Genomic DNA, 26314 nt, shown 5'->3' on the forward strand with positions numbered 1-26314 from the left:
CCCCATGCACAGATACGAATCGATCCTGATCGCCGGTGCCGGCGATGTCGGCACACGTCTCGCGCGCCGGCTGGCCGCGGAGGGGCGGCGCGTTCACGCCCTGCGGCGTAGCGAACCAAGCGGTGGCGACGGCATTGCGTGGTGGCGTGGGGATCTCCTTCGCCCGGACACGCTGGCTGGTCTCCCTGCGGTGGATGTGCTGGTCTTCGCAGCGACGCCCGACGCGCGCGACGAGGCGGCGTATCGCGCCGTGTTCGTGGACGGGCTGCGGCATGTCATCGATGCGCTGCCGACACCGCCGCGGCGCACCGTGTTCGTGTCCTCGTCCGCCGTCTATGGCGAGCACGATGGCGCGTGGGTGGACGAGGACACGCCGCCCGCGCCGCTGGGTTTCAACGGTCGCGTGCTGCTGGACGCGGAGCGCTGGCTCGCCACGCGCGACGTGGGCGGGGTCTGTCTGCGCCTGGCTGGGCTGTATGGGCCCGGCCGAACGCAGCTCTTCGATCGTCTGCGCGAAGGCAAGGCAGGGGTGCCGCGCGAACGCCCGGTCTATGCCAACCGCATCCACGTCGATGACGCGGCGGCGGCATTGGCGATGCTCCTGGACGCCGAGACGCCAGCATCGGTCTACCTCGGCGTCGACGACACGCCGCTGCCGATCGATGTTCTCTACGATCATCTGGCCGACTTGCTCGGCGCGCCGCGGCCACCGGAGGGACCGGCGCCCGCAGGCGTGGGCAACAAACGACTGTCCAACGCGCGCTTGCGTGAGGCGGGCTTTCGTTGTGCATGGCCGGATGCCCGCGAGGGGTATGCTGCTCTCGTGCGGGCGTCCTCGGCGTAACGCGCCTAGGGATGCTCTGAACGAGTTATCGCAAGCGTCGACGATAAGAGCGCGCCATCTGCATGAAATATGTCTTAAGGCCGCACGTCTGAGTTGGGCGAACCGCTGACGGTCTGCGGCCAAACGCAATGAGGCTCTACGCGAGTGCGCGATGCTCTCGACTTGACGACGGCCAATCGAAATCGGACAGTCGGCATAAAGCCAGGGAATATAGTCGTCACTTTAAAGGAAGGGGGTGGGGAAGAATGAGGAATAAGATCGGGATTTTAATACCTTTGCTTTTTGCGTCTCAGCCACTTACATCGGCGATAGCAGGAAAAGAGGTAACGTATTATTTGACTGATAACCAAGGAACGCCCCTGGCGACCACGGACGCGCAAGGAAATGTCACCGGCTTGTTCGAAATTACTCCTTACGGCGTCGCAAGACTCGATCCACCGGGAACCATAGGGTTTGGGGGCCACGTTGTGGACGATGCGGTGACTGCAATCTATATGCAATCGAGATACTACGACCCTTCAACAGGTCGGTTCCTGAGTACCGATCCAGCAGGGATAGCAGTAGGAAATATCTCTTCCATCGACGGTACGATTATGGTCTCGGAAATCCGTTTAGATTCACCGATCCAACAGGTGCGGATGCTGTCGAGGACCAGAGAAACGCACCGATGTTGCCGCCGACTATCGTAAATGCTGTCAGATGGCCAGATCCTGTAATCATTGGTGGGTCAACGATTGGCACTTTCATCGACGATCAACGATCATCGAATTCAAAACCGATCGCCGTTCAAGAAAAGTCTTTCGACGAAATCTCAGACTGTGTCAAATCCGATCGTTGGGACTGGGGGCAAATGGGTCCTGCCGGAGATGGCATGAGCGATGTTGGATCAACGGCGAGTGCTGGCATTATTGCCAATGCCGCAGGGAATTTCTTAGCCGGCCCCACTGGCTCGGGAATAGCCAATGCCTCCCATGCCACCTCGTGGCAACACGCCGTGTCCGCAAGGATCGGCCAATCGGCACAGAGACTATCTACGGGCAGATCCTTCGGTCCGTTACAGGCGAGGATCAGTTCCGTTGGGAAATTGACGGGACGCCTAGCCATCCTGCCTACGGTATGGGAAGGTTTCTACGACCTCACTGCTGCAGGTCGTTGCTCGCGAATGAAGATGACCTAAGTCGGACACTTAATGGCTATCCCCGACCACCGAGAGACATTGCCTCTTCAGTCGATTTACGACGAGGCCGGTTATCTTGATCAAATGCCGTTCGACGTTTTCCGAGAACTGATGACGCACGTTTCGGAAGAGCTCGGCGTTCCCTCCGGAAAGCTACGACCGTCGGACCGCTTCGATGCCGAGCTCGCTCCTGCGAGGGGAAACGAATTCGACTCGGGCGTCGCCATGTTGGCCTACGACCTGAAGCTGGCAGCAAAGCGCCATAAGCGAAAGCTGGACATGAGCGTCGAGACGTTGGACGGCTATCTAAGGCTCATGAGCGAACTCTATTGACCTAGGGATGCTCCGAACGCGTTATCGCAGATCGGCCCTCACGCATGAAAAAATGTCCTTCGCTGAATTCCGGGGCGCTGCCTGGATACATCAGTTCATTCGCCGCTTGACTGCATGTGTCCGTAGGCTGGAGCTACCGCTAGCTCGGACGGTGAGTCCAGAGCCTTCGGTGTCCCCCTCGCTGCTCGGACAGGTCCTCCGCGTTCGGAAAGGATGGCCGCTGGCGCGGCCTGTGTACCTGGCCTTCGGCCGCTCTCTTGTGCGGAAACTCGCCTCGAGGGGGATACCGAAGACTCCCGCGATGACTGAGGTCCCGTCTTGGGGGAGCCGCAAACGCAGCCGAAGCGCGGCAAGCCGCTCGCCGTCGTGACTGCGAAGGCAGAAGCGTCCGGCGACTCCACGCGAACGACGTGCGAGAACTTGTTTAGGGCATCCCTACTTGGCCCCGGACCGCGGCGTGGTTGACGGAAGGGTCGCATGGCGATGTTCGTCCAGCGCGATCACCCAGTCCGCCTCGCTGTCCCATGTTGTCAGTAACCGACGGCTGATCCGCTCGTAATGCTGGAGAAACCGTGCGAGCGACGGCGCATTCATGGCGCGCGGTTCACCACGCTCGCGCAGCGGCTGTTCGGCCTGCTCGCGCCAGCGCGCCACGACGTCCCACGATGGCGCGCGCAACACCACCAGCGCGTCGAGCCGTTTCCATAGCGGTAGATAATCGGCGAGACGGGTGTTCACCCAGCGCCGCCAAGTGCCGTCCGGATCTTCATCGCGCTCCAGCGCGTTGATCGGTTCGATCAGTGTTTCCGCTGCGGCGGGCTTCGCACCGAGGCACCAGCCTTCGAGCACCACCAGCCGGGGAGGCACGCGGACCGAAGGCCACGTCTCGACGGGCGCGCGGTCGTCCTGGCCCTTGTCGAAGCGGGGCAGGGCGACAGGGTGCGTTGCCGACGCATGGGCAAGCGCATCGAGCGTGGCGTCGAGCAAGTTCAGGTCATGCGTGCCCGGCACGCCGCGCGTGCGCAGCAGCGGATGCACATCCTTCGCCAGCGTCTCCCGCTGCATGCGGGTCAGATACACGTCATCCAGTGACAAGGCCACGGCGGGCCAGCCCTGCGCGCGGGCCTGATCGACGATGGCAGCGGCGAGCGTACTCTTGCCGCTGCCCTGCACGCCGGAGAGCCCCAGCACGAAAGGGCGCGCCGCGTGCGTCGGACCCGCGGCGAAATGCCCGAGGACGGCGGCGGCCAGCGTGCTAGCATCGATGACTTCCATGGCCGGCAGCATAGTCCACCGTCATGCTCAACTCAGAGATTCTCGATACCTTTCGCGGCCTGCTCGACGAGGCCAAGGCCAGCGGCGACCGCGAGCCTACCGCGATGAACCTCGCCACCGTCGACAGCCGCGGTCGCGTGCATTCCCGCATCGTCCTGCTGAAAGCCATCGACGAGAAAGGCCTGCGTTTCTTCACCAATTACGAAAGCGCCAAGGCTGGCGAGATCGCCGAGCACGATCAGGTCGCGCTGTGCTTCCACTGGAAGCAGATTCGCGAAGGCATCCAGGTGCGCTTCGAGGGTCGCGTGAGCAAGGCGAGCGTTGAAGAGTCGGACGCCTATTTCGCCCGCCGTCCGCGTGGAAGCCAGATCGGTGCATGGGCCTCGAAGCAGAGCCAGGAACTGCCCGACCGGAAGACCTTCGACGAGCGCGTGGCGCACTACGAAAAGGAATTCGAAGGCCGCGACGTGCCGCGGCCTCCGCACTGGGGAGGCTATCTCGTGGAGCCCGATCGCGTGGAGTTCTGGTACGGCGCCACCTTCCGGTTGCACGAACGCATCGTGCACACCTCGGAAGGTACAAGCTGGACCTCGCGTCTGCTCTATCCCTGACCGGAGGCCCCATGACTCGTGCCCAGCCCGTGCAGCACATCGCGCAGACCACGTTCACCGTGCACACCCGCGGCCGCTCGCTGGGCGAGGTGACCGAGCGGATTGCCGAAGCGATCGCGGCCAGCGGCGTCGGCACCGGCATCGCACACGTTTTCGTGCAGCACACCAGCGCGTCGTTGCTGATCGGCGAGAACGCCGATCCCACCGTCGTCGCCGACCTGGAGCGTTTCTTCGCACGGCTGGTTCCGGATGGCGACCCGCTGTTTCGTCATCGCGACGAAGGTCCGGACGACATGCCGGCGCACGTTCGTTCCGTGCTCACCGGTGCCTCGTTATCGATTCCCGTGCACGGCGGCAAACCCTTGCTGGGCACCTGGCAGGGCGTGTTCCTCTACGAACACCGCCATGAGGCGCATCAGCGCAAGATCACCGTCACCGTCCTGGGTCATTGATGTCCGACGCGTATCCGGGGCGCATTGTCTGCCTTACCGAAGAACCGACCGAAGTGCTCTACGCCATTGGCGAGGAGCATCGCATCGTCGGCATTTCCGGCTTCACCGTTCGCCCGCCGCGGGCGCGGAAGGAAAAGCCGAAGGTATCCGCATTCACGAGCGCCAAGATCGATCAGATCCTGGCGTTGAAGCCGGATCTCGCGATCGGCTTTTCCGATCTGCAGGCGGACATTGCCAGCGAACTCATTCGCGCAGGCGTCGAAGTGTGGATCAGCAATCACCGCAGTGTGGAAGGCATCGTGGCGTACATCCGTCGCCTCGGTGCCATGGTCGGTGCTGCTACCAAGGCCGATGAACTGGCATCGCGTGCCGAGGCACATCTCGCAACGATCGCCGCACAAGCGGCAGCGCTGCCGCGGCGACCGCGGGTGTACTTCGAGGAATGGGACGATCCGCAGATCACCGGCATTCGCTGGGTCGGCGAACTGGTGCGCATCGCCGGTGGCGACGACGTCTTTCCGGAATTGCTGGAAGAGCCCCTCGCGAAGCAACGCATCCTGGCCGATCCGCTTGAGGTGGTAAGGCGCGAGCCCGACATCATTTTCGGATCGTGGTGCGGCAAGCGCTTTCGGCCGGAACACGTGGCCGCTCGTCCGGGTTGGGCCGAGGTGCCCGCGGTGCGCGACGGTGAGCTTCACGAGATCAAGTCGCCCATCATTCTGCAGCCTGGTCCGGCGGCGTTGTTCGACGGCATCGAGGCGATGCACGCGGTCATTGCACGCTGGGCGATGCGGCCCTAGGGCGACGCTTCGCGATGCCGCATCAGGGCATCGGAATCCAGCGATCGTGCTTGCGGATCTCCAACGGCCGGAAGCGACGCTTGTAATCCATCTTGGGGTGCCCCGCGATCCAGAAACCGAGATACAGGTACGGGATGCCGCGCCTTTTCGCCAGTTCGACTTGCTGGAGGATGCCGAAGGTGCCCAGGCTTCGTGCGGTTTCGTCAGGATCGAAGAACGTATAGACGGCCGACGCCCCAACCAGCGTGACGTCGGTGACGGCCACGCCGACCAATCGGCTGCCCTGGCGAAATTCGAGGAAGACGGTGGGACTCCATGGCGCGGTGAGGAAGCGTTGGAAATCTTCCGCGTCTGCGGCATCCATGCCGCCGCCACTGTGCCGTTCCTGAAGATAGCGCTGGTATAGCGCGTGACGCTCATGCGTGAAGCCCGGCAAGGCCTCTTCAATCGTGAGATCGGCGTTGCGCTTGAGGCACCGGCGTTGGGTGCGGTCGGCGACGAAGTGTTCCACGTCGATGCGGCAGGGCACGCATGCCTGGCACGCGCCGCACTGCGGCAGGTAGAGATGCCCGCCGGCGCGGCGGAAGCCCTTGGCGAGCGCCGGACCGTACAGCCGATCGAGGTGCGGTGCGCCTGGATCGACCACGAGATTCTGCGCGGTCCGCTCCGCGTAATAGCCGCAGGTATGCGGCAGGGTCTGGAACAGGCGGACGCGATCGGTCATGCGTCGATGTTATAGCGCCGCGGCGAGCCCTGCGTCACCGCGGCTTTCACCGTCCCGTGGGTGGCTTGCGCGTCCGCTCGATCGTTTCGATCAGCACGCCCAGGCTGTGCGCCGATTCCAGGTGTTGGCGCGACCACGGGGTCGATCGCCCTCGCACGGTTTCCTGCCATGTCTCGAAACTCTGCCGGGGCGAGAGCCGGGCACCGGGGATGGTCTCGAGCTTCGCCAGCGCCGGATTTCCGCCCCAGCGTACGTGCCGTACCTGCTCCGTGCGTGTCCAGAGGATGGCGTCGTGCCCGTCCGGCCCCAATGGCATGAAGATCACGCCTGCGGCGAGATCCGTGATCGCAGATTCGGCCAGTTCGGGGTGGCGCGCACCCAGGTCGTCGGTGTGTCGCACGCTTGCCGGTTCGTCCTGTGCGAATGCCTGGCGAATACGCAGCAAGGCGGCCGCGTCAGGCAGGTGTCCGTAACGCATGACCGCGTCACCCGCGAAGATGGCCACGCCGTCCGCATCCACGACTTCCAACAATGCCGGCGCCAGCGAGGTCAGCAAGGCAGGATCGATCCGCTCGTGCTCGTCGAAGGCCGTCATGAGTTTTTCGCGCACGGTCGACAGCGAGCTTTCCATCTCGATGTCGGCCAGTTCCTCGATTTCCGCCACGCGCGCCGCGAAAGCGCTCGCGATGCCGTCGGCCGCATTGCGCATGCGGTGGTCGGCGAACAGCGGGCTGTAGTGGTGACAGGAAATGAGGCCCCAGAGCCTGCCGTCCACGATGATCGATGCCACGAGGCTCGCGGTGACACCCATGTTGCCTAGGTATTCCAGATGCACGGGCGACACGCTGCGCAGCGACACATCGCTGAGATCGGTGGGCGCCCCCGTGAGCGGATCGTCGACGGGCAGAATCCGTGCAGGAACGTAGCGACAATTGCTGATCTGGCGCACGCGGTTGCGCAGGTAGAGGGCGCGGGCCTGCACGGGAATATCGGTGGCCGGATAGTGCAGCCCCAGATAGGCCTCGAGATCGTCGCGGCGGGCTTCCGCAACCACCTCGCCGTGCCAGTCGCGGTCGAAGCGATAGACCATCACTCGGTCGTAACCCAGCACATTGCGTACGCGGCGAGCCGTGCGCGCCGCTGCGCGTTCTACCGTGGCATCGCCTTGCAGCTGCTTTGCGTGATCGGAGGTCACCCACGCGGGGTCTTCGTCGAAGAATGGGAGTCGCGGTTCGACCTCGATCAGCCAGCGGTCCGGGTAGGCATGCACAGCGGCATACCAGTCGGTGACGTCGGGCGCCTGCGGAAAGGTCACCGGCCACCAGGTGCTGTGTTCAGGGCGATCGGTCTGAGCGAGGGCCGGCAGATCGAGCACCTCATGCAACGCGGCACCACGTGCCGCTTCCGGACTCAGGCCAAGCACGGCGCCGATGTTTTCGCTGACCTGGAGGATCGCCGCCGTTGCTGCATCGACCACGAGCAGCACGCCGTGCGGTTGAATCGAGCCAGGAATGTGGATCGGCTCGCGATCGCAGGCGGTGAGGTCGGGGAGTTCAGACATGCGCGGGAGAGTCCTGTAACGTCTGTTGAAACCGCGCGAACATGTGCCGCGCGGCATCGATGGCGGCCGCGAGCGATGCCGGACTGGTCAGCACGTCGTCCAGTAGGGATTGGAATCGACGCCACGGGGCGGCCGTGCCTTCCCCGATCGCATAAAAATGGTGCGGCAGGTGCGGGAGCCGCTCCCGCAGCCCCTTCACGATGACGCGCCCGCCAAGGGCGGAACCCTCGATCACGTACAACTCGCCCAGAGCGGCAGGCAGCGCGTCGTCAGCGGGCATCCGAAGGGAAGGCACGGCGGTTTGCCGCAACTCGGGCAAGTGGTCGCGCTGGATCCCCGTGGCCATGAGGTCGCGGCGCAAAGCAGCGGCACGCGAAGCGTAGGGCCAGCCATGCAGGACGCGCAGTGTGTCCAGCCAGGCCGATCGTTCCGCCTCCCAACGACTCAGGAGCGTCCACTGCGCGGCGAGCAGCCGTTCATAGCCGAGATCGTCCAGCTCGCCGGCAACGAGGCTGCGCATCATCGGCGAGGCTTCCGCCGCCTCGTGCGCGTGACGCGTCGCGGTCCGCAGGGCCAGGTGGGGCGGCGAAACGGCGGAGCGGGTGCCCGCCACTCAGAGGACCTGGGTGGCCTTGAGCACCACGACCAGCATGACCCCCGCCACGATCGCCAGCACCATCAAACGGACCCGTGCCGCCGTGCGCTGCGCGCGGGGGCGGCTTTCCGGCTGGCGGTGCAACTGGAGTTCTTCCTGGAAGCGCACGACGGGCTCGATGCCGATCTCCTTCAGCACAGCGCGTGCCGCGGGAAAGTCGTCGGCGCCTTTCACCCAGACCTGCGGCCACGCATCCCGGTTGTCCTGGCGCTGCGAATAGCTGAAACGCTGGTAGGTGGGGCGATTCCAACTCGAGCGGTTGGTGACCGTCGTCTCGATGCCGTGCTCAGTGAGCAAGGCGACGACCCGGTCGATGTTGTCTTGGCGTGGCGAGGTATAGATCTGGCGCATCGGCCGATTCTACGGGAATTGCCGAGGCGCCGCCGGGCGCCCCGGCGCCCGTCACGGCGAGATCAGTGCGCCCTTCACATCGTCGAGGTGGCCGTCGTTCGGCAGCGGCTGCAGGCCAAGGAGATGGGCGAGCAGCGGGTAGACGTCGACGTTGGGGAACGGAGCGATGCGGCTGCCCGGCCGAAACGCGGGGCCGCGGGCGACGAACAGCGCCCGCATGCTCGGATCGAGATTGTCGTAGCCGTGCTCGCCGCGCGACATCGGCGTGGTGCGCTCGGCAAGCACCTTGTGGCTGGTGATCGACCAGCCCGTGTCGGCGAGGCAGACGAAGTCCGGCACACGAGGGTTCTTGCCGTAGTCGAGGCGGGCGGGCAGGTCGCCCTTGCGGTAGCAGTGCATGTGCGCGTGCGGGCCCAGCAGCCGCGCCACGGCATGGGTGCTGTCTACGCCCGGATTTGCGTCGAAGGTGGCGACGACGCCGTAGGAGACCTCCACGAGCGCGTCGAGATCGGTTTCCTCGTCGGCGAAGACGATGTTGCCGCGGGGAACGTCCGCCATGCCGTGATCCGACAGGACGATGAGGTTGGTGCTCTCGTAGAGCCCGCGACGGCGCAACTGCGTGACCAGATAACCCAGCGCGTCGTCCACCTCACGCAGGGCGGCGTCGAGTTCAGCCGAATCGGGGCCGTACTCGTGCCCGGCATGGTCTACCGCGTCGAAATACAGCGTGTCGAAGACGGGCTTGGGGCCCGGCTCGTCGATCCATGACAGCAGCTTGTCGACGCGCTGGCGCGAGGTCAGTGCATCGTCGAATGCAAACCAGTGGTCCGCCCACGCGCCGTGAATCTCAGCCTCGGAGCCAGGCCAGAACAGGGTCGCAGTGCGCAGCCCATGCCGTTGCGCCGTGATCCAGATCGGTTCGGCCTGTGCCCACCAGCGCCCGTCGCGGACCGCGTCACGGTTGGCCGTGGTGAACTTGCCCAGCGCCGTATCGCGCATGGTGTTGTTCACGATGCCGTTGCGATCGGGCACACGGCCCGTCACCAGCGTGTAGTGGTTGGGGAAGGTCAGGGAAGGGAACGAGGGCAGCATGTACGGCGCGCTGGCGCCTTCGCGCTTGAGTGCGGCAAGGTTCGGGGTCAATCCGCGATCGATGTAGTCGGCGCGAAAGGCGTCGATGGACACGAGCACGACGGGATTCGGACGGTGCGCGGGGGCCACCGGCCGGGTGGCGCAGCCGGTAAATACCGGCAACAGCAGCGTGAGGAGGATCACGCAGCGGGACAACGTGGCGTTCATGGGGGAGGACGTACGCTCTGGCACAGACAATCTCCCCATGATGGACGAGTCCCATGACCAATTCATCACGCAAGTTCCTGCTTGCCTTTCTTGCCCTTGCCACACCGGCGCTCGCGCTGGCGCAGAATCAGGCTCAGCCGGTGAAGCCCGCCGCCCCGCCGCCGAAGCCTCGGCCCGTCGTGGTCGCCACGCCCAGCCCGAGCCAGCAGTGGCAGCGCCAGGTCGATCGCCAGCAGCTCCAGAGTAGGCAGGATCAGAACGCCCTGCGCGAGCGCCTCCGTCAGGACAACCTCGACATGCAGCGCACGAACACCAGCAATCCGGCGCTGCGCAATCAGTTGGACGCCGCGGACCGCAGCCAGCAGGACCTCTACCGTGCGCGCCAGAACGCCGCGGTACGGCGTTATCAGACCGAACAGCAGACCGACGACACGCGGACGCTGCCGGCACGGAGCACATCGGCGGGGCACTGAGGCATTGCTGCGACGCGTCTGGCGAGGCGTCGCTGCCGGAGACCATAATCGGCGATCCCCAGGATCGGAGTCTCCCCCGATGACCGCTGTCACGCGCATCGACACCACCCGCACCGTCCGCGCACCGCGCGGCGGCGAACTGACCTGCCGCAGTTGGCTGACCGAAGCGCCGTACCGCATGCTGCAGAACAACCTCGATCCCGAGGTGGCCGAGAATCCGGCCGAACTGGTCGTCTACGGCGGCATCGGTCGCGCGGCGCGCAATTGGGAATGCTTCGACGCGATCCTGCGCAGCCTGCGTGAACTGCGCGACGACCAGACCCTGCTCGTGCAATCGGGCAAGCCGGTGGGCGTTTTTCCGTCGCATCCGGATGCGCCCCGCGTGCTCATTGCCAATTCCAATCTGGTGCCGGCGTGGGCCAACTGGGAACACTTCAACGAGCTCGATCGCAAGGGCCTGATGATGTACGGCCAGATGACCGCGGGCTCGTGGATCTACATCGGCTCGCAAGGCATCGTGCAGGGCACGTACGAGACCTTCGTGGAAATGGGGCGGCAGCATTACGGCGGGCAGCTCGCCGGTCGCTGGATTCTCACCGCAGGCCTTGGCGGTATGGGCGGCGCACAGCCGTTGGCCGCGAGCCTGGCCGGCGCGTCGTCGCTGACGATCGAATGCCAGCAGAGCCGCATCGACTTTCGCCTGAAGATCCGCTACGTGGACGAACAGGCAACCGATCTGGACGACGCGCTGGCACGCATGGAACGGTATGCGAAGGAGGGGCGCGCAGTCTCCGTGGCGCTGCTCGGCAATGCCGCCGACGTGCTGCCGGAACTGGTCCGGCGGGGTGTGCGGCCTGACGCCGTGACCGATCAGACCAGCGCCCACGATCCGGTCAACGGCTACCTGCCGTCGGGCTGGACGGTCGATGAGTGGTTCGAGCGCCGCAAGAGCGATCCGGTGGCGACGTCGCGTGCCGCCAAGGCGTCCATGCGCCGGCACGTGGAAGCCATGCTCGCGTTCCACGCGATGGGTGTGCCGACCTTCGACTACGGCAACAACATTCGACAGATGGCGAAGGATGAAGGCCTGGCAGAGGCGTTTGCGTTCCCAGGCTTCGTGCCGGCGTTCGTCCGGCCTCTTTTCTGCCGCGGCGTCGGCCCGTTCCGCTGGGTGGCCTTGTCGGGCGATCCGGAGGACATCTACAAGACCGACGCCAAGGTCAAGGAGCTGATTCCGGACGACCCGCACCTGCATCGCTGGCTGGACATGGCGCGCGAGCGGATCAGTTTCCAGGGTCTGCCGGCGCGCATCTGCTGGGTGGGCCTCGGGCAGCGCCATCGCCTCGGACTCGCGTTCAACGAGATGGTGCGTAACGGCGAGCTCAAGGCACCAGTGGTGATCGGCCGCGATCATCTCGATTCCGGTTCCGTCGCCAGCCCGAACCGCGAAACGGAAGCCATGCGCGACGGCAGCGATGCCGTCAGTGACTGGCCGCTGCTCAACGCCATGCTCAACGTGGCCGGCGGCGCGACCTGGGTCAGCCTGCACCACGGCGGCGGCGTCGGTATGGGTTACAGCCAGCACAGCGGCGTGGTGATCGTCTGCGATGGCAGCGAGGCGGCCGACCGGCGCCTCGCCCGCGTGCTCTGGAACGACCCCGGCACCGGCGTCATGCGCCACGCGGACGCCGGCTATCCGGAAGCGATTGCCTGTGCGAAGGAGCAGGGCCTCGATCTGCCCATGCTCTGACAGGCTAAGACCCTGCGGCCATCCTGGTAGCGATGAGAACTCGCCGGAGGGAACTGGCTGGTGGGAGGCAGTTGGTGGGAGCCAGCCTGCTGGCGATGGAGCTTGCCTCACCGCTTCATCGCTTCGTTGGCTTTTCGCCACCAGGGTGGCTCCCACCAGCAAGCTCCTACCGGAGCGGCGATTCGCCTGGGGGAGCCGCTATAGCGGTTCTCAGCGGCCGTTGGCCCACTCGGGTGTGTAGCGCTCGGGGTAGAGCCGCTGCAGGGCCAGCACCTTCGGCCGGTCGTTGACCACGATGTACATCGTGTCCGGATTGAGGCGCATGTAGTCCTGGTGATAGTCCTCGGCCGGATAGAACGCCTTGAGCGGCGTAACCTCCGTGACGATCTTCGCCGGGAATGCGTGCGCTGCGGTCAGCTGCGCGACATACGCCTCCGCGACCTTCTTCTGTTCGGGGTTGGCGTAGAAGACCGCCGACCGGTACTGGGTGCCGACGTCCGGGCCCTGCCGGTTGAGCAGGGTGGGGTCCTGGGCTACGGAGAAGAACACCTGAAGCAGCTGCCCGTAGGTGACCTGCGTCGGGTCGTAGACGACGCGGACGGATTCCGCGTGGCCGGTGTCGCCGTCACTCACGTCGTCGTAATTGGCATGGGCGGCGTCGCCGCCGGCATAACCGGCGCGCACGCTTTTCACCCCGCGAACGTGCTGGAACACGCCTTCCACGCCCCAGAAGCAGCCACCGGCAAAGACGGCGGTCGCATCGCTGCGGGAGCCGGGGGCGACATCCACGATGGGAGCGGGCAGGCGGACTCCCGCGTCGCCCGCGGACGCGGCAGAGCACGCCGTGAGGGCGAGCAGGAGGGCAGGCAGGAAACGACGACGCATGGCAATCTCCGACGGGGTTCGTATCCAATAAGACCGGACCACGAACCTTTATCTCACGCGCGGGTCTTCACAGTCCGACGAGTCCATTCGTTCTTACCCTACAGAATTGGCGGGCGCCGCCGATACGCCGGGGGACGACCGTGGACGGGCGGCCCCGCGCGGATGGGACAACGTGGTTATGCGGTGGCACGTGCGCCGCTTCGATCTGCCGTTCATGCTCGCCTCCGCAGGCCGGCGGCAGCAATGGCAGGGGAGGGAGGGAAGCGTGGCGTACGACCTGGTAGAGAGACGCGTGTTCGTGACTGACCTCGAGGTCGGCATGTACGTGAGCCGTCTCGATTGCGATTGGTCCGCCACGCCCTTTCCGCTTCAGGGCGTGCCGATCACGTCTCGGGACGACATCGACAAGCTGTCCAAGTTTTGCAAGTACGTCTTCGTGGACCTGCACCGCCGGGTGGCTCCGGCGCAGACCCTGCCCAGGGTTGCCATGGCGGCCAGGACGGCAGCGCGACCGGCGCCCAATCCGCGCCTCGTGGCGCGGCACAGCTATACCGACACGGCCTCCTTTGAAGAGGAAGTGCCGCGCGCGCGCGAGGCGTTCAACACGATGGCGGCGTTTGCCGAGCGCCTGGTGGACGACATCCAGGCAGGCAAGCCGATCGAACCGGGCGCGGTCGAAGAGGCTGTGCGACCGATGGTCGCCAGCGTGCTGCGCAGTGGCGATGCCTTCTTCTGGATCGAAAGCCTGCGTCGACGCGACAGCTATACCTACCAGCACGCAGTCGGCTGCAGCACTCTGGCGGCGGCATTCGGGCGCCACATGGGCTTTGCGAGCGAAACGATCGAGAGCCTGGCGGCAGGCGGGCTGTTGCTGGACGTGGGCAAGGCGCAGATGCCGGAGGAAATGCTGAAGCGCCCCGGCCCGCTCAACGACGACGAGTGGGCGGTGGCGCGGCAGCACGTGAGCGAAGGCATCGCCATCCTCGATCATTCCGGCGTCGACGATCCGGAAATCCGCGACATGGTCACGACGCACCATGAGCGCTTCGACGGTAGCGGCTATCCCGCCGGGCTGGCGGGCACGGCCATTCCGCTGTCCGGCCGCATGGCGGCGATCATCGACAGCTACCACGCCATGTCGTCGATGCGACCCTATCGACCGGCGATGTCGCAGCACTTGGCCCTGCGCCAGCTCTACGCCGGGCGCGATCGCGAATTCCAGGGCGAACTGGTCGAACAGTTCCAGGCCTGCCTTGGCGTCTACCCCACCGGAACGATGGTGGAGCTGAACACGGGTGAAGTCGCCGTCGTGATGGTGCAGAATCAGGCGCGCCGCCTGCAGCCGCGGGTGGCGATTCTCACCCGGGCGGACAAGGGGCCGCGCGAGGACTTCCTCATCGTCGACCTGATGAACCAGGCGGACGTGGTCCGCCGCGAAATCCTGCGAACCTTGCCTGCAGGTAGCCACGGTATCGACCCAAGGGAGTTTTTTCTTCAATGAGTGAGCGTGCCGATATCCTGCCCGCCGTCCAGATGATCCTCGACCGGGTAGTGCCGGATTCGGGCTGGCGCGCGGTGCTCGTGGTGAGATTGCAGGGCATGCGCGAGGCTCAGTTGCGCTTCGGCTACGACTTCGGCAACGAGATCATGCTGGCCGCCCGCGGGCGACTGGTTCAGGCCGTGCGCCACGTCGATACCGTGTTCGTGGCGGGCGACGATACGTTCGTGGTGGTGCTGCCTTCCGTGCGCAACCGCACCCACGCGCTACTGGCGGCGACCCGCATCGTCAGTGCCTTCGATGCGCCGCTGCTCCGCGGCGAACGCCCGTGGCATGGCCGCCCGGTAGTGGGCGTGGCCGTGCATCCGGAACACGGTACCGTGGCCGAGTTGCTGTACCGCCGCGCGGAACTCGCTCACGACGAAGCCGTGCGCGTCGGCGAACCCTTTGCGCTCTACGAACCCGATGCCACGCCGGTCGAGATTCTCTACGGTGAGCTGCGCGAGGACATCGAAGCCAACCGCCTGCACGTGGCTTTCCAGCCGTTGCATGACCTGCGCTCGGGCGAGATGGTGCGGGTGGAGTCGCTGTCGCGCTGGATCACCGCGGCCCAGGTCAACGTCGCACCGACCGATTTCGTCCAGTTCGCCGAGCGTAGCGATCTCATCGTGCCCCTGACGCGCTGGAGCCTCAACGCGTCGCTGCGCCATGCCGCTGCCTTGCATCGCGGCGGATGCCCGCTGGATGTGGCGATCAACCTGTCGCCGCGCGTTTTCGTTGAAGCCGGCTTTGCGGAACAGATGATCGGTGCGATGGAAATCTGGGGCGTGCCTCCGGAAGCCGTGATCGTGGAGATCACCGAGACGGCGCTGCTGACCGACCTCGACATGAGCGTGCGGGTGCTGCGTAGCCTGCGCGATCGTGGCGTGCGCGTGGCAATCGACGATTTCGGTACCGGTTACGCGTCGTTTGCCTATCTGCGCCATTTTCCGGCGACCGAACTCAAGATCGACCGCACCTTCGTCGATGCCATGACGACCGACGCCCGTACCGAACTGCTGGTGCAGGCCATGATCGACGTGGCGCATCGGTTGGGCATGGAAGCCGTGGCGGAGGGCGTGGAGAACGAAGCGACGCTGATTCGTCTCGTGGAGATGGACTGCGATCTGGTCCAGGGCTATCACGTTGGCGAGCCCGTGCCGGCCGAGCAATTCGTGGCGGAGCGTCTGGCGGCCGCGTCGCTCATCTGATCCGAACGCGGCTCAGCGGGCTGCCAGTTCCCGGTACGTGCGGTCCAGGGCAGCCACCGCTTCATCGAGGCTGGATTCGTCACCGTCATTGACGATCACGTCGTCGGCGATGGCCAGGCGCTCGGGATGGGACGCCTGCGCCGCGATCATTTTCGCGGCCAGGGCCGGTTCGATGCTGTCGCGCCGCGTGAGCCGGTCCAGTCGTACGTGTTCGGGTGCGTCGACGACGAGGATGCGATCGACCCAGGCGTAGTGCTCGCGATTCTCGACAAGCAGCGGAATCGAAAGAATGCAGTACGGGCCTTCATCGGCCGCCACGGCATCGCGCAGCCACGTGCGGATGCGCGGATGCAGGATGCCTTCGAGCGTGGTGCGTGCCGTGGGATCGGCAAAGATGCGCTGGCGCATGGCAGTGCGGTCCAGCCGTCCGTCGGCGGCAAGAACCTCAGGTCCGAACGCCTGCGCAATTTCGCTCAGCGCCTCCGAGCCCGGCTCGACGACGGCTCGCGCCGCGAGGTCGGCATCGTAGGCATGAATGCCGAGCGCCTCGAAGCGACGCTCCACGGCGCTCTTGCCCGAGGCGATGCCGCCCGTCAGCGCGACGACGTAGCCCGTCATTGGAGGCCGCTGATCCGCAGATAGGCCGCCAGCAACCGATCGCCCGCGAGAAACCAGACCCAGCCGGCGGCGGCGATGTACGGTCCAAAGGGAATGGGCGTATCGCGCTCATGCTTGCGGAAGATCATCAGACCGCCGCCCACGAGCGCGCCGATCAGGGACGAGAGCAGCACGATCGGTAGCAGCGATACGGGACCCATCCAGGCGCCCAGCGCCGCGAGTAGCTTGAAGTCGCCATGACCCATGCCCTCTTTGCCCGTGAGCAGCTTGAACAGCCAGTACACGCTCCAGAGGCTGAGATAGCCGATCAGCGCGGCGAGAATCGCCGAGGTCGGAAGTACGGGCAGGGGTTGCCAGGCGGGAAGCAGCGTAAGCCCGAGGCCGATCCAGAGCAGGGGATAGTTGAGCTCGTCGGGCAGCAACTGGGTACGCGTATCGATGCCCGAAAGCGCGATCAGGAAATACGTAAAGACCAGGCCGGACAGCGCGGCCGGGGTGGGGCCGAAATGCCAGACGATCAGCGCGCTGGCCACACCCGTGAACAGTTCCACCAGCGGGTATTGCGCGGAGATGGTCGTGCCGCAGTAGCGGCAGCGCCCGCGCAGGAACAGCCACCCGAACACGGGGATATTGTCCCGCGCAGCGAGCCGATGCTTGCACTTCGGGCAATGCGACGGCTCCAGCGCCACGCCAGGGGGCTTCGGCTCATCGACCGGCTCCAGTTCGAGCACCTCGCGAGCCTGCCGCCGCCATTCCCACTGCATCCGCTCGGGCGTACGCAGGATGACCACGTTCAGAAAACTGCCTACGAGCAGGCCGAAGACGGCGGCGAGGGCGATCCAGAGGGCTAGGGGGATGTCGGGCATGGGCTCGTTTCGGCTGTCAAAGAAAAGCCCTCCTTCCGTGTTCGGAAGAAGGGCTCTTATTGTGCATCGGTTGTTCGCTCAGGTCGTGCCGGCGATCTTGAAGATGGGCAGGTACAGCGAGATGACCATGCCGCCCACCAATCCGCCGAGGATGACCATGATGAAGGGTTCGAGCAGGCTGCTCAGCGTATCGACCGCATTGTTGACCTCTTCCTCGTAGAACTCGGCGACCTTGAACAACATGGAGTCCAGCGAGCCGGATTCTTCGCCGATGGCGGTCATCTGCACCACCATGTTCGGAAACAGGTTGGTCTGGCGCATCGCCAACTGCAACTGGTGACCGACCGATACGTCATCGCGCATCTTCATGACCGCTTCGCCGTAGACGATGCTGCCCGTGGCGCCCGATACCGCCTCCAGCGCTTCGACCAGCGGCACACCCGCCTGGAAGGTGACGCCGAGCGTACGGGCAAAGCGAGCCAGCGCCGACTGTCGAAGAATATTGCCGATCACCGGAATCCTCAGCGACGCCCGATCGAGGAAATGGGCAAACTTCGGCGAGCGCTTCTTTGCCATGACCAGAGCGACGCCCGACCCTACGATGATCAGGATGACGAGCCACCAGTAGCTCTGCATGAATTCCGATGCCTTGACCACGACCATCGTGGGGACCGGCAACTCGGCGCCCGCGTCACGGAACGTCTGCTGGAAGACCGGCACGACGAACAGGAGCAGGATCATGGTGACCAGAAGGGCCACGACGAGGACCATGGCGGGATAGAACAGCGCTTTCTTGATCTTCGACTTGATGCCCTCGACGCGCTCCTTGTAGGTCGCGACGGTGTCCAGGATGGTGTCCAGCACACCGGCAGACTCACCGGCATGCACGAGGTTTCGATACAGCTCGTCGAATTGGACGGGGTACTGCCCAAGCGCCTCGTGAAGGGATGCGCCGCCTTCGATGTTGGACTTGACGTCCAGAAGCATGTTCTTGAAGCGGACGTTCTTCTGTCCGTTCGCGATGATGTCGAAGGCCTGCACCATGGGCACGCCGGACGCCATCATGGTGGCGATCTGGCGGCTGAAAATGGCGACATCGCGCGGTTTGACTGTGCTGCCGGAGCCACCGAACAACGGCTTGGCACGCTCACGGACCGTCTGCGGATTCATGCCCTGGCGGCGCAGTTCCGCCTTGACCAGAGATGCGTTCTTGGCCTGCATCTCGCCCGTCATACGCTTGCCGCGCTTATCGAGCGCGGTCCAGTCGTACATCGTCAGCTTGTTGACCTCGGACCTGGCGGCGCCGAGCGCGCGCGAGGTCTTGTTGGCGGTGGCTACTGCCATGGCGTGATGTTCCCCCCGGATTCAACTAGTCGAGGGAGCGCCATTGGCGCCCCCTTCCTGGCGGACAGTCTGAACGACTTTCCGCTTATTTTTCTGCCATATGGCGCACATCCTGACGGTGCAGCCGCCGAACATCAATCCTTGGTGACGCGGTTGATCTCGGCCAGGCTGGTCACGCCGTTCCTCACCTTCAGCAGCGCCGAGGCGCGGAGGTCGTTGATCCCGGCCTTGCGGGCCACCTCGGCGATCTGGAGAGCGTTGCCTCCTTCGAGAACGATTTTCTGGATGTCCTCGACCATGGGCATGACCTGGTAGATGCCCACGCGGCCCTTGTAGCCCTCGTTGCAGCTGTCGCAGCCCACGGCCTCGTAGATGGTGATGCCCTCGTCGATCTCCTCCTGGGTGAACCCCTCAGCCAGCAGCGCGGCCGGCGGGAGCTGGATCGGCCGCTTGCACTCGTGCAGGCGCCGGGCCAGGCGCTGGGCGATGATCAGGGTGACCGAGGAAGTGATGTTGTAGGGCGCGATGCCCATGTTCATCAGGCGGGAGATCGTCTGCGGCGCGTCGTTCGTGTGCAGGGTGGAAAGCACCATATGGCCGGTCTGGGCGGCTTTCACGGCGATCTCGGCGGTTTCCAGGTCGCGGATTTCGCCGACCATGATCACGTCCGGATCCTGGCGCAGGAAGGATCGCAGGGCGGCCGCGAAGGTCATGCCGCGCTTGGTATTCTGCTGAACCTGGTTGATGCCCTCGACGCGGATTTCGACCGGGTCTTCCACCGTGGAGATATTGCGCCCTTCGGTGTTGAGGATGTTGAGCGCCGTATACAGCGATACGGTCTTACCCGAGCCGGTCGGTCCGGTGACCAGGACCATGCCGTAGGGTTTCTCGATGGCTTCCAGGTAAAGCTGCTTCTGGACCTCTTCGTAACCGAGCTTGTCGATGCCGAGCTTGGCCGACGAGCCGTCGAGGATACGCAGCACGATCTTCTCGCCGAACAGCGTGGGAAGGGTGCTGACACGGAAGTCGATCGCGCGGGTCTTGGTCAGGTTGAGCTTGATGCGGCCATCTTGCGGCACGCGGCGCTCGGCAATATCCAGGCCGCTCATGACCTTGATGCGCGAGGCGATGCGGTTGCCCAGCTTGATCGGCGCGGTGGCCACGATGCGCAGGATGCCGTCCATGCGCAGACGCACCCGATAAACCGTTTCGAACGGCTCGAAGTGGATGTCCGAGGCGCCGCGCTTGATGGCGTCCACCAGGATCTTGTTCACGAACTTGACGACCGGGGCGTCGTCGTTGGCGTTCGCGTCGATGCCGGTGGTGCCTTCGCCGTCGTCGTCGCCCGTTTCCATTACCAGTTCGTCGAGCCCGCCGTCCTCGAAACCGGGCACGTTGGCGTTCATCGCCGAAAGGGCGCTATCGATCACCCGGCGCAACTGCCCACGCTCGACCAGTACCGGCTCGACCATGTGGTTCGAGTGGAACTTGATCTCGTCGAGCGCGTGCGACTGCATCGGGTCGGCGATGCCGACGAACAGCCGCTTGCCGCGCTTGAACAGGGGAAGTGCTTGGTGCTTCGTGATCAGAGCCTCGGTCACCAGGTCCAGTGGCATCGCGCCCGGCGCCATGGAACCGATGTCCATCAACGGCATGCCGAATTCCGACGAGGCCACCTGAGACAGCTTGCCGCTGTCGACCAGATTGTGGTCAACCAGCCAGGCTGAGAGAGAAACACGTTTCTCGGCGGCATCCTGCACGGCCTTGCGCACGTCCGCCTCTGGCAGCACACCTTCACTGACGAGGCGCCGTGCCATGCCGGTCAAGCCGGCGAGCATGGGCTGATGCATTTGTGATGCCATCTTGAATCCCGAATCCCCGAGGTATGGTCCTGAATCTACTCTAGATTGTGTTCCCGGTCACGCGCAGCGCGGTGAAGGCGCGCGTCCTTCGCTTTCCTTCCGCTATCATGCCGCAGCCCTTGGGGCGCATACCGGAACGCCCGGTGTCCCGTTGTATTCCTGCCCGCTCCAGGGGGAGCTAGGTGCTTTTCAACTCGCTGAGTTTCCTGGTCTTTTTTTCGCTGGTTTTCCCGATCTATCTGGCGCTGCGCGGTTGGGGTGCGAAGAGGACGTTTCTGCTCCTGGCGAGTTACGTGTTCTACGCCGCCTGGAACCCTGCCTATGTCTTCATCCTGGCTTTCTCCACGGGACTGGACTGGTGGCTTGCGCGTCGACTGGGTCGAGAAACGTCGGAAGGGCGCAGGAAAGCGCTCCTCGTGGTGAGTCTGCTCGCCAATCTGGGCTTGCTGGGGTTCTTCAAGTACGGCGGCTTTGCGTTGCAAACGGTCCAGGACGTCATGAACGCGTTCGGGGTGTCTTACATGCCGCCGGCCTGGAACATCGTCTTGCCGGTAGGTATTTCTTTCTACACCTTCGCCTCGCTCTCCTACACGATCGATGTCTATCGCCGTGAAATTCCTGGCGATGCGTCGCTGCGCGATTACGCCTTGTTCGTCGCATTCTTTCCGCACCTGGTGGCGGGCCCGATTGTTCGTGCCCGCGCACTGTTACCCCAGATCGCAACGCCGCGTAACGTAACGCCGGAACACGTGGCCTATGGCATGGTGCTGGTACTCATAGGACTCTTCTGCAAGGACGTCCTGGCCGACCGACTCTTTGCGCCCGTGGTGGATGCGGTCTACGGCACGCCGTCGGCGTTCGGTATCGTCGGTGGTCTGGCTGCGTTCTTCGGTTTTGCGGGCCAGATCTATTTCGATTTCGGCGGTTATTCGCTGTGCGCTATCGGTCTTGCGATGTGCTTTGGTTTCGCGTTCCCCGATAACTTTCGTTTCCCGTACGGGGCAAGAGGGTTTTCGGACTTCTGGCGTCGTTGGCACATATCGTTGTCCACATGGTTGCGCGACTACCTCTACGTTCCGTTGGGCGGAAATCGTGGCGGCCGGTGGCGGACACCCCGCAATCTGCTGATCACGATGCTGCTGGGCGGGTTATGGCATGGCGCGTCGTGGATGTTCGTGATCTGGGGCGCCCTGCATGGGCTGTACCTTGTTGCAGAGAGAGGGCTCAGGTCGCGTTGGACAGGTAGGACGAACGTAGCCGTGGACGCCATGGTGACAATCCTGACGTTCGTTCTGGTGTGCGTGGCCTGGGTGGCCTTTCGCGCACCCAATCTTTCTTCGGCATGGGCCTACCTGGGTACATTCGCACGCTGGAGGGATGGGTATGCGGATGAATGGTTGGCTCTCGCTGCGGCACTGTGCATGTTTGCCTGGCACTGGCGCATGCGCGACCGCTCTCTGGACGAATGGCTGGCAACGCTCGGGACCGGATCGCGCGCCGTCGTTGCCGCAGCATGCATGATCGGCATTTTCCTGGCGTCGGGGGGCGATGAGCGTGCGTTCATCTACTTCCAATTCTGATATCCATCTGGTCCGGCGATACATACCCGGCGGCCGCTGGGTGATCCCCCTGGTGCTGGCAGGGTGCCTGAGCCTGCTCGCGATCGCCGCCGAAGAATGGGCGCTCGCGAGGCGCGGATTCGAGCCAACGATCGTCGACTCGGCGCCCATCTGGGCGCGTGAGCGCGAGCGGGCCAGCAGCCTTGGAGATCGCGCGCTTATCCTGATCGGCGCATCGCGGATGCAACTGGATGTCGATCTCGACACTATGCGCCGGATGACGGGACACGAGCCCGTTCAACTGGCGATCGACGGCAGCTCGTTCGTACCCGTGTTGCAAGATCTCGCGAACGACGAACGGGTGACGGGAACGATCCTCGTCGATTACCAGGATCATGTGGTCGACGATTTGAACAGGGAAGACGGTGCTGTCGCCTATCTTGCCGAATGGCGGCGCGTGAACCATCGTCGCGCGATACCCGATTTTGCTACGGTCGAGGCCTGGCTGGACGACTTGCTGCATCGACATCTACGGAGTTTCGCCGACGGGTCCGGGCCATTTAAGTCACTGGCTTTGCGGGTCTTCAACTCAGCGGCCACGCCCCAGTATCTTGTGACGCTTCCTGATCGCGAGCGCCGCGCGGACTATGGCAAGGTAACCATGCCGCAGTTTTACTACGCCAGGGTGCTCCGCAATGCGGGGATCACGGAGGTGCCATCTGCGCAGAGCTGGGCAGCTTTCGATACGGAAGTTGCAGGGCGCATCCGGGCATTGCGACCTGTGGATCTTCCACATTTCGAGCAAAACGCACGGGCGATCGAGCAAATGGTCCGGAAGATCGAGCAGCGGGGAGGTCAGGTGGTCTTTATCATGTTTCCCCGCAGTGGCCTGGTCCGAGAAGCGGACGAGCGGATGTTCCCTCGCCAAAGGTATTGGAACCGGTTCATGCAGATCGTCAAGGCACCTGGACTCCATTACGAAGATGTCCCTGCATTGGCGGCTTTCGTCTGTCCTGACGGTGCCCATCTGGACATGCGCGACCAGAAGGCCTTCACTCGCGATCTGATGCAGTACTTGTTCAAGGTGAACGATCCTTCTGTATCTGCCACGACATTTCCTTCGACCGACACACCCGACAAAGAACACCAGGAGCGACTCCGTTGACACGTCTGACTGTGGTTATTCCTGCGAAGAACGAGGCGGCGGCACTCGTCGAGCTTCTGCCACGCGTGCGCTCGGTACTGCCGGAGGCGGAGATCATCGTCGTCGATGATGGATCCTCCGACGACACGAAGGGCGTTTGCGCGAACGCGGGTGTCATTTGCCTGTCCTCGCCCTATTCGATGGGTAATGGTGCTGCCATCAAGCGTGGGGCGCGCGCCGCATCCGGCGAGATCCTTGCGTTCATGGATGGCGACGGTCAGCACGATCCCGCTGATGTAGTGCGCCTGCTCAAACGGCTTGACGAAGGTTTCGACATGGTCGTAGGAGCGCGGGACTGGGGCAGCCAGGCGGGTGTCGGTCGCGGACTGGCCAACACGCTCTACAACTGGCTCGCTTCTCGGATGACCGGCCATGTGGTGGAAGACCTGACGTCCGGGTTCCGCGTCGTGCGCGCTGCGCGCTTTCGGGAATTCCTGCACCTGCTGCCGAACGGGTTTTCCTACCCCACGACGAGTACGATGGCATTCTTTCGCAGCGCCTACGGCGTGGCGTATGAACCGATCAAGGCGGCACAGCGCATCGGCAAGAGCCACATTCGTCCGTTGAAGGATGGCGTGCGCTTCCTGCTCATCATCTTCAAGATTGCGACGCTGTACTCGCCGCTAAAGCTATTTGCTCCGGTGAGCTTTGCGTTCTTTGCTCTGGGCTGCCTCAATTATCTTTACACCTATCTTTCCTACGGACGCCTCACCAACGGAAGCACCTTGATGTGGAGCGCCGCGGTCATCGTGTTCCTCATCGGTCTGGTGTCTGAGCAGATCACCGCGCTGACCTATCGCCGTGACGGATGAACAGGTTCGAAAGCCCCGCCTCATCGTGCTGGCATCGACGTATCCAAGGTGGGAGGACGATCACGAACCCTCGTTCGTGCACCAACTCGCGCGTCGCCTGACGAGCTGGTTTGATGTCGTTGTTGTCTGCCCCCACGCAGCGGGCGCGGCGCGTAGAGAGGTGATGGACGGCGTGCAGGTCGAGCGGTATCGCTACGCTCCAGGCTCCTTGGAAACGCTGGTTAATGACGGGGGCATAACGACGAATCTTCGTCGTGCTCCGTGGAAGTGGTTGCTCGTACCCACGTTTATTCTTGGCCAATGGATGACCGCACGACGGCTTGTGACGGCCAATGCGATCGTGCATGCCCATTGGATACTGACGCCCGGCCTCGTTGCTCGCTGCCTGAAGGCGCCCTTCGTGGTCACCTCGCATGGCGCTGATCTTTTTGCCTTGAGAGGACGCGTGCCGACCGCGATTAAGCGCTGGGTGCTTAGACACAGCTCCGATTTGACGGTGGTCAGTCGGGCGATGTTGCCATTGGCGCAGGCGTTGTGCGGTGGCAGACCAGCCGCGGTAGCGCCGATGGGTGTGGATCTCCAGCATGTCTTCACGCCCGATGAGCGGGTAACCAGGGAGTCGTCCCGGTTGCTTTTTGTCGGTCGGTTGGTTGAAAAGAAGGGACTGGACGTTTTACTTCATGCCCTACCCATCGTTTTGAACGTCCGGCCTGAAGTAAGCCTGACGGTGGTCGGTTTCGGGCCTCTTGAAGAGGTGCTGAGAGCCCAATGCACACGCCTTGGGCTGGATGGCGTCGTTACGTTCGCAGGTGCCATGCCGTCGTCCTCGTTGGTGAAGTACTACCGTTCGGCCACCGCGTTCGTGGCGCCGTTCCGTAAGGCATCTTCCGGCGATCAGGAGGGTCTCGGGTTGGTTCTTGTGGAAGCACTGGGATGCGGCTGCCCGGTGGTGGCATCGGACCTTCCGGCGGTACGCGACGTGTTGGCCGATATGCCGGGGGTGCTATGCGTACCGGAAGCCGACGCTGCTGCTTTGGCCTCGGGAATTCTTCAGGTCCTCAACAGCAATGCAGCTGCCGAGGTCGGGCAGGGTCGGGAACGTCTTGTGGCGCGCTTCGACTGGGACGCGGTTGCCAACCGTTATGCCGATATCCTGAGTAGCGTACGACGCAATACAGCCGATGGCTCGCGTTAGCGATGTCGCCGGAGTGTCCCGCAAAGGTAACTCGCCGCCACCATGACTCGCACGATGCTCGTCCTTAGCGTGAACGGGATGAGCCGCCATTGAAGCCAAGCATCGTGCTGCGTCCATGGTCGTAGGACCGGCCACAAGGCTTTCGCCATGACGCCGCGCAACGGATGTTGCTCCCCGTCTATTGCCTCATAACCAAGCGCCCGATACTCAAACGGATGACGCGCGGCAAAGACCTGCGATGTCGTTGCGCCCGCCTCCTCCATTTTTCGGCAAACCTGTGCGAGGTCCAGTGCATCGCGATGGATGACGCAGGCCCCGGCTGCCGTGGTGAACCGCGCATGGGATCCTGCCAGGCGTATGGCGAGATCCCTGTCCTCGAAACCATAGCCCCTGAATGCTTCGTCGAATCCACCGACCGAGGTAAATAGCCGAGCGTCGATCATGACGTTCTGTGTAGTGAAATGCGCGACGAAGGTGCGGTGCGCCAGTCGATCTCGGCGAGTTTGTGCGGCTTGCTGATACGCGTGCCAGAACCCGTCATCCTGGCCTTCGACGACGCCCATGGAGATGTCGGCGGTCTGGATGGCTCCGAGATGAGCGGCGAGAAATTGATTGTCGTTCGGTTCGCAGTCGGCGTCGATGAAAAGCAGTAGGTCGGCATTAGCGTCCATTGCGCCGGCGTTGCGCGCCGCCGATCGTCCGACATTAACGGGTAATCTGATCAGATCGATCCGGTCACCGAACTGTTCCGAGAGGCGCTCGGCCGTGCCATCGTCCGATCCGTCGTCCACGACACGCACGCGGATCGAAAACGACGATGGCACAACACACCGCAGGACCGCCTCTACGGTCCGACTGGCCCGGTGCGCGTCACGAAACACCGGGACAATAACGGCGACGTGTTGGGAGGCCATGC

25 protein-coding genes are annotated in these 26314 nt (G+C 64.0%); 13 read left to right on the plus strand and 12 right to left on the minus strand.

Annotation, left to right across the window (positions count from 1 at the left end):
- Positions 1 to 4: 4 nt before the first annotated feature.
- Together BT115_RS12485 and BT115_RS12495 are read left to right on the plus strand one after the other, a co-directional pair.
- Positions 5 to 844, plus strand: coding sequence for an NAD-dependent epimerase/dehydratase family protein (locus tag BT115_RS12485; protein ID WP_072322903.1), 840 nt, complete (start codon positions 5 to 7; stop codon positions 842 to 844).
- Between the two features lie 1189 nt (positions 845 to 2033).
- On the plus strand, positions 2034 to 2354 hold the full coding sequence (locus BT115_RS12495) for a hypothetical protein (protein ID WP_072322905.1): 321 nt from the start codon (positions 2034 to 2036) through the stop codon (positions 2352 to 2354).
- Positions 2355 to 2789: 435 nt separating this feature from the next.
- Here the strand turns inward: BT115_RS12495 and BT115_RS12500 are convergent, their stop codons facing one another.
- Positions 2790 to 3629 carry a kinase gene (locus tag BT115_RS12500; protein WP_072323200.1) on the minus strand — a complete coding sequence of 280 codons (840 nt, stop codon included), beginning with the start codon at positions 3627 to 3629 and terminating at the stop codon, positions 2790 to 2792.
- 23 nt (positions 3630 to 3652) lie between these two features.
- Here BT115_RS12500 and pdxH point away from each other — a divergent pair, with 23 nt between their 5' ends.
- The 3 genes from pdxH to BT115_RS12515 are packed head-to-tail and all read left to right on the plus strand — an operon-like array spanning position 3653 to position 5492.
- On the plus strand, positions 3653 to 4240 hold the full coding sequence (pdxH, locus tag BT115_RS12505) for a pyridoxamine 5'-phosphate oxidase (RefSeq protein ID WP_072322906.1): 588 nt from the start codon (positions 3653 to 3655) through the stop codon (positions 4238 to 4240).
- A gap of 11 nt (positions 4241 to 4251) precedes the next feature.
- Positions 4252 to 4692 carry a secondary thiamine-phosphate synthase enzyme YjbQ gene (locus BT115_RS12510; protein WP_072322907.1) on the plus strand — a complete coding sequence of 147 codons (441 nt, stop codon included), beginning with the start codon at positions 4252 to 4254 and terminating at the stop codon, positions 4690 to 4692.
- Positions 4692 to 5492 carry an ABC transporter substrate-binding protein gene (locus tag BT115_RS12515; protein ID WP_072322908.1) on the plus strand — a complete coding sequence of 267 codons (801 nt, stop codon included), beginning with the start codon at positions 4692 to 4694 and terminating at the stop codon, positions 5490 to 5492. Before BT115_RS12510 ends, BT115_RS12515 begins: the two co-directional genes overlap by 1 nt.
- Positions 5493 to 5514: 22 nt before the next feature.
- Here BT115_RS12515 and BT115_RS12520 read toward each other — a convergent pair whose 3' ends face one another.
- The 5 genes from BT115_RS12520 to BT115_RS12540 are packed head-to-tail and all read right to left on the minus strand — an operon-like array spanning position 5515 to position 10082.
- Complete coding sequence (locus tag BT115_RS12520) at positions 5515 to 6216, minus strand: arginyltransferase (RefSeq protein WP_072322909.1); 702 nt, start codon at positions 6214 to 6216, stop codon at positions 5515 to 5517.
- Positions 6217 to 6262: 46 nt separating this feature from the next.
- On the minus strand, positions 6263 to 7777 hold the full coding sequence (locus BT115_RS12525; protein WP_072322910.1) for a GAF domain-containing protein: 1515 nt from the start codon (positions 7775 to 7777) through the stop codon (positions 6263 to 6265).
- On the minus strand, positions 7770 to 8390 hold the full coding sequence (locus BT115_RS12530; protein WP_072322911.1) for a biliverdin-producing heme oxygenase: 621 nt from the start codon (positions 8388 to 8390) through the stop codon (positions 7770 to 7772). The genes BT115_RS12525 and BT115_RS12530 overlap by 8 nt, the downstream gene beginning before the upstream one ends.
- Positions 8391 to 8783: a hypothetical protein gene (locus BT115_RS12535; RefSeq protein WP_072322912.1), complete on the minus strand. Its 393-nt coding sequence runs from the start codon at positions 8781 to 8783 to the stop codon at positions 8391 to 8393.
- Between the two features lie 51 nt (positions 8784 to 8834).
- Positions 8835 to 10082 carry an alkaline phosphatase family protein gene (locus tag BT115_RS12540; RefSeq protein ID WP_072322913.1) on the minus strand — a complete coding sequence of 416 codons (1248 nt, stop codon included), beginning with the start codon at positions 10080 to 10082 and terminating at the stop codon, positions 8835 to 8837.
- A gap of 53 nt (positions 10083 to 10135) precedes the next feature.
- On the opposite strand from BT115_RS12540, the gene BT115_RS12545 reads away from it, so the two are divergent.
- Positions 10136 to 10555 (plus strand): hypothetical protein, encoded by a 420-nt coding sequence (locus tag BT115_RS12545; RefSeq protein WP_072322914.1) that lies wholly within the window; start codon positions 10136 to 10138, stop codon positions 10553 to 10555.
- A 79-nt stretch (positions 10556 to 10634) separates the two neighbouring features.
- On the plus strand, positions 10635 to 12305 hold the full coding sequence (hutU, locus tag BT115_RS12550) for a urocanate hydratase (RefSeq protein ID WP_072322915.1): 1671 nt from the start codon (positions 10635 to 10637) through the stop codon (positions 12303 to 12305).
- Positions 12306 to 12515: 210 nt separating this feature from the next.
- Here the strand turns inward: hutU and msrA are convergent, their stop codons facing one another.
- Positions 12516 to 13190: a peptide-methionine (S)-S-oxide reductase MsrA gene (msrA, locus tag BT115_RS12555; RefSeq protein WP_072322916.1), complete on the minus strand. Its 675-nt coding sequence runs from the start codon at positions 13188 to 13190 to the stop codon at positions 12516 to 12518.
- Between the two features lie 178 nt (positions 13191 to 13368).
- Between msrA and BT115_RS12560 the strand changes: the two genes are divergently transcribed.
- Entirely contained in the window at positions 13369 to 14691 is a 1323-nt protein-coding gene (locus tag BT115_RS12560) for an HD-GYP domain-containing protein (protein WP_255369432.1), read from the plus strand.
- Complete coding sequence (locus BT115_RS12565; RefSeq protein ID WP_072322917.1) at positions 14688 to 15938, plus strand: putative bifunctional diguanylate cyclase/phosphodiesterase; 1251 nt, start codon at positions 14688 to 14690, stop codon at positions 15936 to 15938. Before BT115_RS12560 ends, BT115_RS12565 begins: the two co-directional genes overlap by 4 nt.
- Positions 15939 to 15950: 12 nt before the next feature.
- On the opposite strand, the gene coaE is transcribed toward BT115_RS12565, so the two are convergent.
- From coaE to pilB, 4 genes are all read right to left on the minus strand, one after another.
- A complete protein-coding gene (coaE, locus tag BT115_RS12570; protein ID WP_072322918.1) occupies positions 15951 to 16556 on the minus strand; it encodes a dephospho-CoA kinase in 606 nt (201 codons plus the stop codon).
- Positions 16553 to 17422: a prepilin peptidase gene (locus BT115_RS12575; protein WP_072322919.1), complete on the minus strand. Its 870-nt coding sequence runs from the start codon at positions 17420 to 17422 to the stop codon at positions 16553 to 16555. Before BT115_RS12575 ends, coaE begins: the two co-directional genes overlap by 4 nt.
- Before the next feature lie 78 nt (positions 17423 to 17500).
- A complete protein-coding gene (locus tag BT115_RS12580) occupies positions 17501 to 18766 on the minus strand; it encodes a type II secretion system F family protein (protein WP_072322920.1) in 1266 nt (421 codons plus the stop codon).
- Positions 18767 to 18900: 134 nt separating this feature from the next.
- Complete coding sequence (gene pilB / locus BT115_RS12585; RefSeq protein ID WP_072322921.1) at positions 18901 to 20628, minus strand: type IV-A pilus assembly ATPase PilB; 1728 nt, start codon at positions 20626 to 20628, stop codon at positions 18901 to 18903.
- Positions 20629 to 20921: 293 nt separating this feature from the next.
- On the opposite strand from pilB, the gene BT115_RS12590 reads away from it, so the two are divergent.
- From BT115_RS12590 to BT115_RS12605, 4 genes are read left to right on the plus strand one after another with little or no spacing between them, the layout of a single operon-like run.
- Entirely contained in the window at positions 20922 to 22208 is a 1287-nt protein-coding gene (locus BT115_RS12590; protein ID WP_255369417.1) for an MBOAT family O-acyltransferase, read from the plus strand.
- The gene (locus BT115_RS12595; protein ID WP_143144552.1) at positions 22177 to 23352 is read left to right on the plus strand and encodes a hypothetical protein; all 1176 of its coding nucleotides are present in this window, start codon (positions 22177 to 22179) and stop codon (positions 23350 to 23352) included. Before BT115_RS12590 ends, BT115_RS12595 begins: the two co-directional genes overlap by 32 nt.
- Positions 23349 to 24203: a glycosyltransferase family 2 protein gene (locus tag BT115_RS12600; RefSeq protein ID WP_072322924.1), complete on the plus strand. Its 855-nt coding sequence runs from the start codon at positions 23349 to 23351 to the stop codon at positions 24201 to 24203. Before BT115_RS12595 ends, BT115_RS12600 begins: the two co-directional genes overlap by 4 nt.
- Positions 24193 to 25398 carry a glycosyltransferase gene (locus tag BT115_RS12605; RefSeq protein WP_072322925.1) on the plus strand — a complete coding sequence of 402 codons (1206 nt, stop codon included), beginning with the start codon at positions 24193 to 24195 and terminating at the stop codon, positions 25396 to 25398. The genes BT115_RS12600 and BT115_RS12605 overlap by 11 nt, the downstream gene beginning before the upstream one ends.
- Here BT115_RS12605 and BT115_RS12610 read toward each other — a convergent pair.
- Positions 25395 to 26312: a glycosyltransferase family 2 protein gene (locus tag BT115_RS12610; RefSeq protein WP_072322926.1), complete on the minus strand. Its 918-nt coding sequence runs from the start codon at positions 26310 to 26312 to the stop codon at positions 25395 to 25397. The two genes, BT115_RS12605 and BT115_RS12610, sit on opposite strands and share 4 nt — an antisense overlap.
- Positions 26313 to 26314: the final 2 nt, after the last annotated feature.

The sequence above is a fragment of the Luteibacter sp. UNCMF366Tsu5.1 genome (assembly GCF_900119235.1).
GTDB lineage: Bacteria > Pseudomonadota > Gammaproteobacteria > Xanthomonadales > Rhodanobacteraceae > Luteibacter > Luteibacter flocculans.